Origin of the sequence: Pseudonocardia sp. Ae331_Ps2 (genome assembly GCF_001932405.1) — a bacterium.
GTDB lineage: Bacteria > Actinomycetota > Actinomycetes > Mycobacteriales > Pseudonocardiaceae > Pseudonocardia.
The window spans coordinates 1,717,691-1,729,383 of sequence record NZ_MCIM01000001.1 but is presented as its reverse complement, the minus strand read 5'-3'; the positions used below and the strand labels follow the sequence as shown (position 1 = coordinate 1,729,383).

At 71.7% G+C, this 11,693-nt stretch carries 14 protein-coding genes and 1 pseudogene; 11 read left to right on the top strand and 4 right to left on the bottom strand.

The features are described 5' to 3' along the window. A partial coding sequence (locus Ae331Ps2_RS08175; protein ID WP_217695640.1) for an IS30 family transposase occupies window positions 1-572 on the top strand: 572 nt, incomplete at its 5' end. A 565-nt stretch (window positions 573-1,137) separates the two neighbouring features. Here Ae331Ps2_RS08175 and Ae331Ps2_RS08170 read toward each other — a convergent pair. Beyond that, window positions 1,138-1,917, bottom strand: a complete 780-nt coding sequence (locus tag Ae331Ps2_RS08170) for a GntR family transcriptional regulator (RefSeq protein ID WP_075309716.1) — start codon at window positions 1,915-1,917, stop codon at window positions 1,138-1,140. Window positions 1,918-2,159: 242 nt separating this feature from the next. On the opposite strand from Ae331Ps2_RS08170, the gene Ae331Ps2_RS08165 reads away from it, so the two are divergent. Continuing rightward, window positions 2,160-2,426 carry a helix-turn-helix domain-containing protein gene (locus Ae331Ps2_RS08165; RefSeq protein ID WP_075309717.1) on the top strand — a complete coding sequence of 89 codons (267 nt, stop codon included), beginning with the start codon at window positions 2,160-2,162 and terminating at the stop codon, window positions 2,424-2,426. Next, window positions 2,426-2,758 (top strand): hypothetical protein, encoded by a 333-nt coding sequence (locus Ae331Ps2_RS08160; RefSeq protein ID WP_075309718.1) that lies wholly within the window; start codon window positions 2,426-2,428, stop codon window positions 2,756-2,758. Before Ae331Ps2_RS08165 ends, Ae331Ps2_RS08160 begins: the two co-directional genes overlap by 1 nt. Before the next feature lie 8 nt (window positions 2,759-2,766). Here Ae331Ps2_RS08160 and Ae331Ps2_RS08155 read toward each other — a convergent pair whose 3' ends face one another. Continuing rightward, window positions 2,767-3,591 carry a transposase family protein gene (locus Ae331Ps2_RS08155; RefSeq protein WP_075329683.1) on the bottom strand — a complete coding sequence of 275 codons (825 nt, stop codon included), beginning with the start codon at window positions 3,589-3,591 and terminating at the stop codon, window positions 2,767-2,769. A gap of 114 nt (window positions 3,592-3,705) precedes the next feature. After that, window positions 3,706-4,878 carry a thiolase family protein gene (locus Ae331Ps2_RS08150; protein WP_075309720.1) on the bottom strand — a complete coding sequence of 391 codons (1,173 nt, stop codon included), beginning with the start codon at window positions 4,876-4,878 and terminating at the stop codon, window positions 3,706-3,708. Between the two features lie 319 nt (window positions 4,879-5,197). Here Ae331Ps2_RS08150 and Ae331Ps2_RS30300 point away from each other — a divergent pair, with 319 nt between their 5' ends. Genes Ae331Ps2_RS30300 through Ae331Ps2_RS08120 form a run of 5 tightly spaced genes read left to right on the top strand, consistent with a single transcriptional unit; the run spans window position 5,198 to window position 9,024 of the window. After that, window positions 5,198-6,373 (top strand): alpha/beta fold hydrolase, encoded by a 1,176-nt coding sequence (locus Ae331Ps2_RS30300; RefSeq protein WP_083695347.1) that lies wholly within the window; start codon window positions 5,198-5,200, stop codon window positions 6,371-6,373. Next, the gene (locus Ae331Ps2_RS08135) at window positions 6,370-7,290 is read left to right on the top strand and encodes an alpha/beta hydrolase (RefSeq protein WP_075309722.1); all 921 of its coding nucleotides are present in this window, start codon (window positions 6,370-6,372) and stop codon (window positions 7,288-7,290) included. Before Ae331Ps2_RS30300 ends, Ae331Ps2_RS08135 begins: the two co-directional genes overlap by 4 nt. Before the next feature lie 2 nt (window positions 7,291-7,292). Beyond that, window positions 7,293-8,081 (top strand): enoyl-CoA hydratase/isomerase family protein, encoded by a 789-nt coding sequence (locus Ae331Ps2_RS08130; protein ID WP_075329709.1) that lies wholly within the window; start codon window positions 7,293-7,295, stop codon window positions 8,079-8,081. 2 nt (window positions 8,082-8,083) lie between these two features. Next, the gene (locus tag Ae331Ps2_RS08125) at window positions 8,084-8,314 is read left to right on the top strand and encodes a hypothetical protein (RefSeq protein WP_075309726.1); all 231 of its coding nucleotides are present in this window, start codon (window positions 8,084-8,086) and stop codon (window positions 8,312-8,314) included. Then, on the top strand, window positions 8,311-9,024 hold the full coding sequence (locus tag Ae331Ps2_RS08120; RefSeq protein ID WP_075309728.1) for a flavin reductase family protein: 714 nt from the start codon (window positions 8,311-8,313) through the stop codon (window positions 9,022-9,024). The genes Ae331Ps2_RS08125 and Ae331Ps2_RS08120 overlap by 4 nt, the downstream gene beginning before the upstream one ends. 60 nt (window positions 9,025-9,084) lie before the next feature. On the opposite strand, the gene Ae331Ps2_RS08115 is transcribed toward Ae331Ps2_RS08120, so the two are convergent. Beyond that, window positions 9,085-9,699, bottom strand: a complete 615-nt coding sequence (locus tag Ae331Ps2_RS08115) for a CGNR zinc finger domain-containing protein (protein ID WP_075309730.1) — start codon at window positions 9,697-9,699, stop codon at window positions 9,085-9,087. Window positions 9,700-9,867: 168 nt separating this feature from the next. Here Ae331Ps2_RS08115 and Ae331Ps2_RS08110 point away from each other — a divergent pair, with 168 nt between their 5' ends. From Ae331Ps2_RS08110 to Ae331Ps2_RS08105, 3 genes and pseudogenes are all read left to right on the top strand, one after another. Further along, complete coding sequence (locus Ae331Ps2_RS08110) at window positions 9,868-10,734, top strand: sulfurtransferase (RefSeq protein WP_075309732.1); 867 nt, start codon at window positions 9,868-9,870, stop codon at window positions 10,732-10,734. Between the two features lie 8 nt (window positions 10,735-10,742). Further along, window positions 10,743-11,131, top strand: a pseudogene (locus Ae331Ps2_RS34175) (ketopantoate reductase family protein); the annotation flags it as partial. An 18-nt stretch (window positions 11,132-11,149) separates the two neighbouring features. Beyond that, window positions 11,150-11,662 (top strand): ketopantoate reductase family protein, encoded by a 513-nt coding sequence (locus Ae331Ps2_RS08105; RefSeq protein WP_371336421.1) that lies wholly within the window; start codon window positions 11,150-11,152, stop codon window positions 11,660-11,662. Window positions 11,663-11,693 lie beyond the last annotated feature (31 nt).

The following is an 11,693-nucleotide window of genomic DNA, read 5'->3' as shown; positions in this document are numbered from 1 at the left end:
GGCGCACCACTCGACGTGGCGGACGGAAGCCACCACCGGCTCCGCGGATCAAGGACCCCGTCTACATCGACGAGCGCCCCGTCAACGCCGAGGGGCGTGTGGTGCCCGGGCACTGGGAGGGTGACCTGATCATCGGCAAGGACGGCAAGACCGCCGTCGGGACCCTGGTCGAGCGCACCTCCCGGTTCCTCGTGCTCGTTCCGCTGCACGGGCGCGACTCGCTGACCGTCGGCCGTGGGGTCATCGCCGCCACCAGTGGCCTGCCCGCCCACATGCGGGCCTCGCTGACCTGGGACTGCGGGGCGGAGATGGCCGGCCACGCCGCCGTCACCAAGGGGTCGATGCCGGTGTACTTCGCCCACCCGCACTCGCCGTGGGAACGCGGCAGCAACGAGAACCTCAACCGCATCGTGCGCGAGTACTTCCCGAAAGGCACGGAAATCACCTCGGACCCGAAGTATCTGGCGATGGTGGCTTGCGATATCAACGACCGACCCCGTAAGATCCACAACTGGAAGAAGCCCTCCGAGATATTCGCCGAACTCGTTGAGCTAGATGCTTCGACCGCCTGAATTCGCCCGGACCTGGAGCCGGAGGCCGGGATCGAACCGACGACCTACCGCTTACAAGTTCTGTTCTTCGCCGTACCGAGGGGGTCCAGTCCGACCAACCGGCAGGTCAGCGAGTCATCAGCAACGACAGCGATGCCGCGTACCGAGCCGAACTGAGACGGGATCTGAGACGGACCGATGATCATCGGTATAGCGGATCGGGGGCGCTAGACCTAGCACCCCTCGCTAGCGCCTCGAACCCCGCCGGACCAGCTCGCTAGCGGTCTAGCACCCGCACCGGGCGTCGGCCAGTTCGAGCCCCCAGAGGACGTCTTGCCTGCCCTCTGGCCGCGACGAGCGCGGTCGCCAGTGAGGTCGGTTCGGTACCCCCCGCCACCTCCGTAGCCGGGGAAGGCTCGGGCCCGCAGTGGCGCCAGTCCCGCCAGTCCCGCCAGGCTGGGAGCCGTCGGCGGGACAGGCGCCACTGGACGGCATCGCGCCGCCGTCGGGCGCTGGAACAGGCCGGGGGGGGTGGTGCCACCTCGCTCTCCCTTGACGCGCCGTCCTGCACGAACGGGGGCCGGCGTCAGGCCGTTGCGTCCGGATCGGGCTGGAGCCCGACGGGGACGGCGTAGGAGAAGGTGTATCGGTCCGCGCTGACGACGATGTCCGCCGTCTCGACTGCGAGTTCGTCAGCGTAGTAGGTCCGCTCGACCGCCATCACCGGGACGCCGGCTGGCACCTGTAGAGCTTCCTGTTCGTACGGTCGCGGTGAGCGGGCCTGCACGTCCTCGACGACGTGCGTGATCCGGACCCCGATGAGGTCCATCCGCCCGACGACGCCGGTCGTCGGCCCGGTCTCCGGGGACTCGATAGGCGTGCCTTCGGTGATCGCGAGCGGCTCGTACGACGTCGAGAGCATCACCGGCATCTCGTCGGCGAAGAACCGGTAGCTCGTGCGCATCACCGGGTCACCGGCCGCGATGCCGAGCCGTTCCCCGACCGACTGGCTCGCGGTGGTGCGCCGTGACTGGTACTCCCACTCGGGTCGCTGGCCGGCCACCCGGGCCGCCGTCGCAAACGGTGACGACGTCGCTCGATGGCGGTAGCGGTTGCCGACCACCCGTCGCCTTCGGGGCTGCTGCTCACGCACGAAGGAGCCGCTTCCCCGCTGGGAGACGACGAGGCCCTCGTTGCGGAGCACTTCGACGGCCTGGCGGACGACGATCCGGGAGACCCCGTAGTCGGCCATCAGCTCGGCCTCGGTCGGGAGCTTGTCGCTGCTCCGCAAGACCCCATCCGTGATCTGGCGCCGGACATCGTCCGCGATCTGCACGTAGGCCGGGCGGCCGGTGTAGCGAGCCATGCGGAGGGGGCCTCCTCGTCTACTTCAAAAGCAGGTTGTCCTGCCGAGTACATCATGCACCCAAGTGCCCGCTGACCAGCGCGTAGCGCGGCCACCCAACTTTCGCTTGCGCTCAGTTGTCATAGTTGTTATAACTTTTCTCCGTCACCTGGTTCGTCGCTCACGCGGGGCCAGAGACGACGAAACCCCGCCCGGTGCTGGAACACCGGACGGGGCGGACACCGCAACCCTCGGAGGAAGCAATGCAGGTTGACCGTACCCGGGCCTACCGGGTCCGCGCCGTCGCGGAGATGCTCGACATCTCCCTCTCGACGGTCTACCGCGCCATCGAGTCCGGCGAGCTGGACGTCCTGCGCTTTGGCAGCACGGTCCGGATCCCCGGCGCCGCGCTGGCCGTCTGGCTCGACCAGCGCGGCCAGGCCGGCTACACCGCCTACGTCACCGGCACCATCCGACCGGCCGCCGACGACGCCGCCGCTACCGACGCCGTGGTCGGGGGTGAGCGGTGATGAGCGCGTTGACCACCGGAACGCTGACCGACGGGCAGTCGATGGAGACGCTGGCGGTGCACCGGGACGGCAACCGATCGCCGATCGTCACCACGCTGACGATGACGGTGCCGCTCTCGCACGACGACATCGAGGCGGTGCTGTGGCCGCTGCTGTCGTCCGGGACCGCGATCGATGAGCTCAACGACCCGGACACGACCCTGTTCTATCTGCTCGCCGCGATCCTGGCCGACGGCACGACCAGGCTCGAGGACGTCCGACGCGAACTCGACGCGCTGCGCCCGGGTACCGCGACCCACGCGCTCTACCGCGCACTGAGGTGTTCTCAGTAGCGGGTTGATCATGTCGTGCGGTCGTACTCGGTGTGGAGTAGTACGAGCGCAGCTGCGGTGATCGCGCCGGTGCGCCAGGGACATAGCGTGACTCGCCGCAACGCGGCGAAGGTGGTCTTGAGCAGGGCGTTTCCGCGTTCGGCCAGAGCACGAAGGGCTGAGTGCAGGGTGTTGACGGTGCGCTGGTTGACCGTCTGCCCGCGGCCGGGGACGGGTTTGATGGGCACGGTGAGCCGGTCGGCTTCGCCTTCGTAGCCGAGGTCGCCCAGCGCGGCGTGGGTGTCGTCGGTGAACGCGGCCAGGCCCTCGAGCAGCCCGGGGTGGGTACGGGCGCAGCGGGTGTCGTGCTCGCGGCCCGGCCGCACGTCGCTGGTCCATAGCGGCCATCCATCAGGTGCGGTGAGGACCTGGATGTTCCCGCCGTGGCGGCGGTGCTTGCCCGACCACCACAGGTCGACCCCGGGGGTGAGGCCGAGCGCGCGGCACCGGTCGGTGGCGATCAGGGTGCCGTCGAGATTCACGTGGGTGTGCCCGGCTGTGCGGGCGGCGAGCAGGGCTCCGTGCAGGCCGGGTGCGGCCGCGGCGAGGACGTCGATGCCTTCGTGCAGGTAACGGTAGGCCGTTGCAGTGCTGATCGCGTTGTCACCGGCCAAACATCGGACCCGGGTAGCATCACAGAACCAGCGGATCACCAGCACTGCCTGGGCGAACGGGGTCAACGCCCGCCGCCGGGTGCCACGTCGACGGCGTTGAAGGACCAGGAGCCGCGCCAGATAGGCCACGGTGCGCTCCCCGATCGGGAGGACAGCGGTGTAGGTGACAGGATCAGACATGCAGGACCTCGGTGACGGTGTCGATCTGTGCTGGACCGAACCGATCTACCGGGGTCCTGCCCCGTTCCCGCTCATCTCACCACCCTCGGCGTGTCGCCACGACCTGCCACCCCGCTACTGAGAACACCTCATGGTCTGCAGGCCGTAGCGCCCGCCGGTCTGCTCGAGCACCCCGACCAGGGTCGTGGCCAGTCGGGCGCCGCTGGCCCCGAGCGGGTGGCCGATGGAGATCGCGCCGCCGTTCACGTTGACCTTCGCGGGGTCCGCGCCGGTCTCGGCGAGCCAGGCCAGCACGACCGAGGCGAACGCCTCGTTGACCTCGAAGGCGTCGATGTCGTCCAGCGAGAGCCCGGCGCGCGCGAGCACCTTCGCCGTCGCCGGGATGATGCCGGTGAGCATGTGGACAGGGTCGTCGCCGGTGACGGTCGCGGTGTGGACGCGGGCCCGCGGGGTCCAGCCGTGCGCGGCGGCGATCTCGGAGGTGGTCACGAGCAGTGCGGCGGCGCCGTCGTTGTACGGGCTGGCGTTGCCGGCGGTGACGGTCCAGTCGATGGCGCCGAAGCGCTCGGTCCACCGCGGGTCGGCGAAGGGGGTGCGCAGCGCGGCGAGCGCCTCGGCCGTCGTGCCCGGCCGGATCGTCTCGTCGGTCTCCAGCTGACCGACGGTCCCGTCGGGGCCGGTGGTCTTGAGCGGGACGACCTCGCGGGCGAATCGCCCGTCGGCCCAGGCCGCGGCGGCCCGCTGGTGGCTGGTCAGGGCGAACTCGTCGAGCTGGCTGCGCGAGAACCCCCACCGGCGGGCGATGAGTTCGGCACTCACGCCCTGAGGGATCAGTCCCGGTGCGTAGCGGGCGGCGACCGACGGCCCGGACACGTCCTGGGCGACTCCGTCGACGCGGGTCTGGCTGCCGATCGGGATGCGGGACATCGACTCCACCCCGGACGCGATCGCGATGTCGTACGCACCGGCGACGACACCCTGTGCGGCGAACGACAGGGCCTGCTGGCTCGACCCGCACTGCCGGTCCACGGTGGTGCCCGGCACCGATTCGGGGAACCCCGCGGCGAGCGTGGCGAACCTGGTCGTGTTGCCGCTCTGCTCGCCCACCTGCCCGACGGCTCCACCGATGACGTCGTCGATCTCCGCCGGATCGAGCTGTGCGCGATCGACCAGCGCCCGTAGTACGTGTGCATGCAGCTCCACCGGGTGCACCCCGGCGTAGGCGCCGTCGGCCTTGCCCTTGGCCAGAGGTGTTCTGACCGTTTCGATGATGACTGCGTCTCTCATGGCTCTCCTCCGGTGGACCGATCGGTCCTGGACCGATCGGTCCGTATCGTGCCCCGTCGTACCGGCCGGGTCAAGCAGCGTCTGTGCGGCGGACGGTGAGGTGCTTCTGCCAGCAGCCGCGGGTGGTGGTCGGTGTCGGCGACCTCGGTCGACGGGGAGGGGCGGCGATTGGACCCGTCTGTCCGCTCCTCCATCGCTCGCGTTCGCTGGGGAGCGTGATGGGTGAGGACATTTGACATAGTCGAAACAAAAACGACTATGCTGAACGGACGAGGGTGGTCGGTCCGGACCACCCCCACCATCGGAACGAGGTTCGGCGATGACGCAGAGCACGTCCGTGACCACGCTCGTCGTGCACGGCTTCCTCGACGACGGCGCGGTGTGGGATCCCGTGCTCGACTCCCGGACGCGCCGATCGCCCACCGTCGTCGCCGAGCTGGCAGGCATGGCCGGACGTCCTGACGCGGCCGGCCCCTACACACTCGCCCGGCACACGTCCGACGTCGTCGACCTCGTCGACAGCACGACCGGGCCCCTGGTCCTGGTGGGCCAGAGCCTCGGGGCCCAGATCGTCGAGCTCGTCGCGAGGCAGCGGCCGGACCGTGTCGCCGGGTTGCTCCTCGTCGCACCGGTCCCGCTCGCCGGTACCCGGCTCCCGGCCGACGCCCTGGCGCCGTTCACGGCCCTCGGCGGCGACGCCGACGCGCAGCGCGCCGTGCGCAGCCGGCTCTCCGACGCGTTTCCCCCGGCGGAGCTCGACCGGCTCGCCGCGGCCGGGAAGCGGATCACCGCCGAGGCGTGCTCGGCCACCGTCGACGCGTGGAACGACGGGGACCCTGCGGGTACGGCACCGTCGGAGGTCACCGCTCCCGTCGTCGTCCTGCGCGGCGGACGGGATCCGTTCATCACCGCCGAGCTCCTCGACACCCACGTCCTGGCGCGGTTCCCGCACGCGTCGGCGGCCACCGTGGCCGACGCGGGCCACTGGCCCCACGTCGAGCGCCCCGGGACGGTGGCGGCCTACCTCGACGAGCTCGTGGACCGCGTCTCCGGCCCGACCCGGGGGAGCGGGGGCGGCAACACCGCCCACGGCGTGTCCGAGCAGGGCTGGACGAGGGCTTTCGCGCGGCACAGCGCGACCGCCTTCACCGAGGCGCTCGCACCGGACGTGGTGTTGCGTGCCTCGGTGCTGCGGACACCGGTGGAGGGCCGCGACGACGTCGCGGCGGTGATGGGTGCGGCGAGCGGCATCTACACGTCCCTGGTGTTCACCCACGAGGCACGCCACGGTGCGCGGACCTACCTCGAGTGGGACGCCACGCTGCACGACGGGACCGAGGTCAGCGGCGTCACCCGGCTGGTGGCCGACGAGGACGGCCGACACGTCGAGATCGCCATCCACCACCGGCCCCTCGACGGCGCACTGCGGTTCTCCGACGAGCTCGGCCGGCGCCTCGAGGGCCGCATCGAGCGCGGCCGTTTCCACCGCGCATGAGCACCGGCAACGGGTTCCGGCGCGAGGACGTCGAGTTCGTCGCCGACGACGGCACCGTGCTGCGGGCCTGGCTCCACCTGCCCGACGGACCCGGGCCGCACTCGGCGATCTCGATGGCCCACGGCTACGCCGGCACCCGCCACCACGGCATCGAGCGGTTCGCCGAGGCCTTCGCCGCCGACGGCCACGCCGTCCTGCTCCACGACCACCGCGGGTTCGGTGCCAGCGGCGGGGTGCCCCGCCAGGACGTCGACCCCTGGACCCAGATCGCCGACTGGCGACGGGCCCTGTCCTTCCTCGAGTCCCGCCCCGAGGTCGACGCCGGCCGCCTCGGACTCTGGGGCACCAGCTACGCCGGCGGGCACGCCCTGGTCCTCGGGGCGACCGACCCCCGGCTCCGCGCGGTGGTCGCGCAGGTCCCCACCATCAGCGGGGCCGAGCAGACCCGTCGCCGGGTCCGGCCGGAGGACCTCCCCGCCTTCCACGCCGGCCTGCTCGACGACGAACGCGCCCGTGCGGCAGGCCGGCCGGTGGCGCGCCGCGCGATCGTCTCGACCGACCCCGACACGCCGGCCTCCTACCGCGCCCCCGACGCCGTGGCGTTCTACCTGCAGGACGTGCCCGCCGGGGTCTGGGCCAACGAGGTGACGGTCCGCTCCACGCTCGCCGCGACCACCTACGAGCCCGGCGTGTACGTCGACCGGGTCAGCCCGACGCCCCTGCTGATGGTCGTCGCCACCGACGACACCGTCACCCTCACCGACACGGCGCTGGCGGCCTACGAACGCGCGCGGGAACCCAAGCGTCTGGTGCTGGTCCCCGGCGGCCACTTCGACCCCTACCTCGCCGGGTTCGACGCCGCGTGCGGCGCCGCCCGCACCTGGTTCGCCGACCATCTCGCTCCCCGGAAGGACTGACGATGTCCCACGTGTCCGTCACCATCGCCGACGGCGTCGCGACGCTGGTGCTGCACAACCCGCCACAGAACCGCATCGGCACCACCATGGTCGACGAGCTCGACGCCGCGCTCACCGAGATCGCCGCCGGCGACGCCCGCGCCGTGGTCCTGCGCGCCGACGGTCCCGACTTCAGCTTCGGTGGCGACATCGAGCCCTGGCCCCACTGGGGCCGCCGTGAGATGCGCGCGCACTTCGAGCACTTCCTGCAGACGTTCAACCGCTTCGAACGCCTTCCGCTCCCCACGGTCGCCGCGGTGCAGGGCCTGTGCTTCGGCGGCGGGCTCGAGCTCGCCGTCCGCGCCGACCTGATCGTCGCCGGCCGCTCCGCCCGGTTCGGCCACCCGGAACAGTCGATCGCCATCGTCACCCTGCTCGGCGGGGTCTACCGGATCGCCGAGCGGGCCGGCCGCTCCCGGGCGATGCGCTGGGCGCTGACCTCCGAGCAGGTCCCCGCCGCGGAGATGGAGCGGTTCGGCGTCGTCGACCGGGTGGTGGACGACGAGACCCTCCACGACGAGGCCGCCGCGCTCGCCGCCCGGTTCGCCGCCGGTCCCACGCTCGCCCATGCGGCGCACAAGAGCCTCCTGCGGACCTGGGCCGTCGGCGGCGTCGCCGCGGCCGACGAGGCGATCTTCGACGTCGCGATCCCGCTGTTCGACAGCGCCGACACCCGGATGGCGATCCCCACCGCCGTCGAGGCCCTGCACGCCGGCCGCCCGCGCCCGGTGATGTCGTTCGAGGGACGCTGACGATGACCGATCTCCTGCACGTCGACGTCCACGTCAGCCCGTCGATCCCCACCGCGATCACCGACCTGCCGCCCGACCTCGACGTCCGGGTCTGGTCACCCATCGCGATCACGCTCATCGGCAGCGCGCTCGAGCTCTACCAGGCCATGCGCACCCGGCACCCGGACCGGATCAACCCCGGCGCGCTCCGGGGCTCCGCCCGCGCCGCATTCCCGACGGAGACCCGTACATGATCATCGACACCGCCGAGCTGGACGCCACCGAAGCCTACAAGCTGCTCATCGGCAGCATCGTGCCCCGGGCGATCGCGTGGGTCAGCACCGTCTCGACCGACGGCGTCGCCAACCTCGCGCCCATCTCCTTCTTCACCGCGGTCGGGCGCAGGCCGCCGATGGTGTCGCTGACCATGCAGCCCCGCAGCACCGGTGAGCTCAAGGACACCTTCACCAACATCCGTGACACCGGCGAGTTCGTCACCAACCTGGTCTCCCTGCCCCAGGCCCACCAGATGCACCGCACCGCCCACGAGTTCGCTCCCGAGGTGGACGAGTTCGAGGCCGTCGGACTCGCCAAGGCGCCCTCGGAGGTCGTGGCGGCCCCCCGGGTCCGCGACGCCCCCATCCACTTCGAATGTCGAGTCGACCGGATCATCCCGGTCGGCGACCTCGACGACCACGTCGTGTGGGGTGTCGTCGAACGGGTGCACCTGCGTGACGACCTGTACCTCGACCGCGGCCGGGTCGACACCGCGGCGCTGGCGCCCGTGGGCCGCCTCGCCGCCGAGTACACGCTGGTCGAGAACGTCTTCACCACGCCGCTCGACGACGCCGTGCTCCGCGGCCGCGGCGGACGGATGCGCCGGCTCGACGAGCACGACACCACCTTCAGCCCGATCGGGACCGACGCCTGGTCACCGTCGGGCTCGGTGCGCACCGAGGGCTGACGGGCCACCGGGAGCCGGCGGCCCGGATGCCGCGCGGGTGCCGACGGCCGGGGCGTGCCGTCAGCCGCGCTCGGCGTCGGCCGCCTCCAGCGCCGCGCGCCGCCGTGCCCTGGAAGCGCGCAGGTTCACCGCGTTCCCGCAGACCCGCACGTCGTGCCAGGCGCCGCTGTTGTTGCGGGACCGGTCGTAGAACGCGACCGCACACCGTTCGTTGCGGCAGGTCTTGAGCCGGCGCCAGCTGTCGGCGCGCTGGGCCTCGAGCACCTCGATGAGGAACTGGCCCACCACGGTGCGCCACCCCTGCCCGCGCGGGCGCAGGACCACCGAGCCGTCGGCGGCCAGCACCAGGCCGACCGAGGCGCTGCGCAGGTACTCGTCCTCGGCCGCGCCCTGACCCCGATCCGGTGCGGAGACCACGGCCCGCAGGTCGGCGCGCAGTGCCTGCAGCTCCTCCAGGCCCCGGTCGTCGAGCACCGCCGACGGCAGGGACCGGCCGGTGGTCGCGGTCCAGTCCGACAGCGCCGAGTCGAGCCAGGTCCGCGCGCTGTCGAGCTCCCCGAGCAGATCCGGCTGACGAGGGCGTCCTGCCGGGATGGTGTTCAGCAGGTCCTGCACCAGGGCCAGGCCGCCGTCGGCGACGGCGGTGTCGTAACGCGACGTGGCGGTCCAGGGCATGGCACGAGTCTAGCGCAGCGCGCCCACTACGACGTAGGCGAGTAGGGAACGCGTGCATCGTCATCCTCGCATTCGAGGGGCAGAACTAGCTGTCATGGGCTTAAGGTTGTCTCAACACAGACGTAAGCTAAAGCTGTTTGTTTAAGTCGATACGAGTGGAGCTGAGCCATGAGCCGCCAGGACGCCCTGATCACCGCCGACCGGGCGGAGGAGAACCTCGGCACGCCCGGTGTGGTGTTCGTCGAGGTCGACGAGGACACCACCGTCTACGACGGCGGGCACATCCCCGGTGCCGTCCGGATCGACTGGAGGACCGAGCTGCAGGACCAGGTCCGTCGCGACGTCGTCGACCGGGCCGGCTTCGAGGCGCTGCTCTCGGCCAAGGGAATCGCGAACGACGACACGGTGGTGCTCTACGGCGGCAACAACAACTGGTTCGCCGCCTACGCCTACTGGTACTTCACGCTCTACGGCCACCCGGCGGTGAGACTGCTCGACGGCGGCCGCAAGAAGTGGGAGCTCGACGGGCGCAGGCTCGACACCTCCGTGCCGGCGCGCCCGCGGACGACCTACACCGCGGGTGAACAGGACCGCTCGATCCGAGCCTTCCGCGACGAGGTCGTCGACGCGATCGGAACGGCGTCGCTGATCGACATCCGTTCGCCCGAGGAGTACGCCGGTCGTCTGCTGGCCCCCGCGCACCTCCCCCAGGAGCAGGCCCAGCGTGGCGGGCACATCCCGGGGGCGGTGAACATCCCGTGGAGCCGCGCGGTCGCCGAGGACGGCACGTTCAGGTCCGACGACGACCTGCGGGCGCTCTACGGGGGTGCGGGCATCGACCGCGACACCAGGGTCATCACCTACTGCTGCATCGGCGAGCGCTCCTCGCACACCTGGTTCGCCCTGCACGAGCTCCTCGACCACCCCGGGGTGAAGAACTACGACGGGTCCTGGACCGAATACGGCTCGCTCGTCGGGGTGCCCGTCCAGACCGGCGACGAGCGGGGCTCCGCCGTCGCTCCGTCCCGGGCGTGACGACGCCGATGAGGACCCTGGTGCTCGGCGCCGGTGCGACCGGCGGCTACCTCGGTGCGCGTCTGCTCGCCGCGGGCCGCGAGGTCACCTTCCTGACCCGCCCGGCCACCGCCGACCGGCTGTCCCTCGAGGGCTGCAGATCCGCGGGGTCGACGGGGCGACCCACTCCCACCTGCTCCCGTCCGTGGTGACCGCCGACGAGCTGCGCTCCCCGTACGACCTGGTCGTCGTGGCGGTGCGCGGCAACGCGCTGCCGGACGCGGTGAAGGACGTCGCCGCCGCGGTCGGACCGCACACCCAGATCGTGCCGCTGCTCAACGGGATGGCGCACCTGGACACGCTGGTCGATGCCTTCGGTGCCGGAGCGGTGCTCGGGGCGACCGCCCGGCTGGCGGCCACCCTGTTGCCGCACGGCGTGATCGTCGAACAGGCGGTCGGCGCCACGCTGGAGCTCGGACGTCCGGGAGCCCCGGGCGAGGACCCCGCGGTCGAGGCGGTCCGCCGCGAACTCTCCGTGGACGGGATCGCGGTGCGCGTCGTCGAGGACATCCGTTCCGCGATGTGGGCGAAGTGGGTCTTCATCGCCGCGAGCACGGTGCTGACGTGTCTGGGCGGCGCCCGGGTGGGGGACGTCGCGGCGGCCCCGGGTGGACCGGGCCTCGTCGACGCCGTGGTCACCGAGCTCTCCGCCGTCGCCGGGGCCGACGGCCACGCCGGCGACCCCGCAGCGCTCGTGCGCGGTCTCTCCGATCCGAGCTCGGGGTTCGTGCCGTCGATGACCCGCGAGCTGTGGGCCGGGCGACCGGTGGAGGTCGAGGTTCTCGACGAGCTCGCGGCCCTCGCCCGACGCCGAGGGCTCGCCTCGCCGCTGCTCGACGCGGCGCGGGTGCGCCTGCGGCTCGGCCGTGAGCCGCGGCCGGCGGGCTGAGCGGCGTCCCACTCCCAGGTGCATCGCGTTC

Bases quoted from the DNA above. Each gene is read 5' to 3' on its own strand.
- Ae331Ps2_RS08160 (WP_075309718.1), top strand. From the start codon at position 2,426: ATGAGCGCGTTGACCACCGGAACGCTGACCGACGGGCAGTCGATGGAG.
- Ae331Ps2_RS08150 (WP_075309720.1), bottom strand. From the start codon at position 4,878: ATGAGAGACGCAGTCATCATCGAAACGGTCAGAACACCTCTGGCCAAG.
- Ae331Ps2_RS08135 (WP_075309722.1), top strand. From the start codon at position 6,370: ATGAGCACCGGCAACGGGTTCCGGCGCGAGGACGTCGAGTTCGTCGCC.
- Ae331Ps2_RS08115 (WP_075309730.1), bottom strand. From the start codon at position 9,699: ATGCCCTGGACCGCCACGTCGCGTTACGACACCGCCGTCGCCGACGGC.
- Ae331Ps2_RS08170 (WP_075309716.1), bottom strand. From the start codon at position 1,917: ATGGCTCGCTACACCGGCCGCCCGGCCTACGTGCAGATCGCGGACGAT.
- Ae331Ps2_RS08155 (WP_075329683.1), bottom strand. From the start codon at position 3,591: ATGTCTGATCCTGTCACCTACACCGCTGTCCTCCCGATCGGGGAGCGC.
- Ae331Ps2_RS08110 (WP_075309732.1), top strand. From the start codon at position 9,868: ATGAGCCGCCAGGACGCCCTGATCACCGCCGACCGGGCGGAGGAGAAC.
- Ae331Ps2_RS08130 (WP_075329709.1), top strand. From the start codon at position 7,293: ATGTCCCACGTGTCCGTCACCATCGCCGACGGCGTCGCGACGCTGGTG.
- Ae331Ps2_RS08120 (WP_075309728.1), top strand. From the start codon at position 8,311: ATGATCATCGACACCGCCGAGCTGGACGCCACCGAAGCCTACAAGCTG.
- Ae331Ps2_RS30300 (WP_083695347.1), top strand. From the start codon at position 5,198: ATGACGCAGAGCACGTCCGTGACCACGCTCGTCGTGCACGGCTTCCTC.
- Ae331Ps2_RS08165 (WP_075309717.1), top strand. From the start codon at position 2,160: ATGCAGGTTGACCGTACCCGGGCCTACCGGGTCCGCGCCGTCGCGGAG.
- Ae331Ps2_RS08125 (WP_075309726.1), top strand. From the start codon at position 8,084: ATGACCGATCTCCTGCACGTCGACGTCCACGTCAGCCCGTCGATCCCC.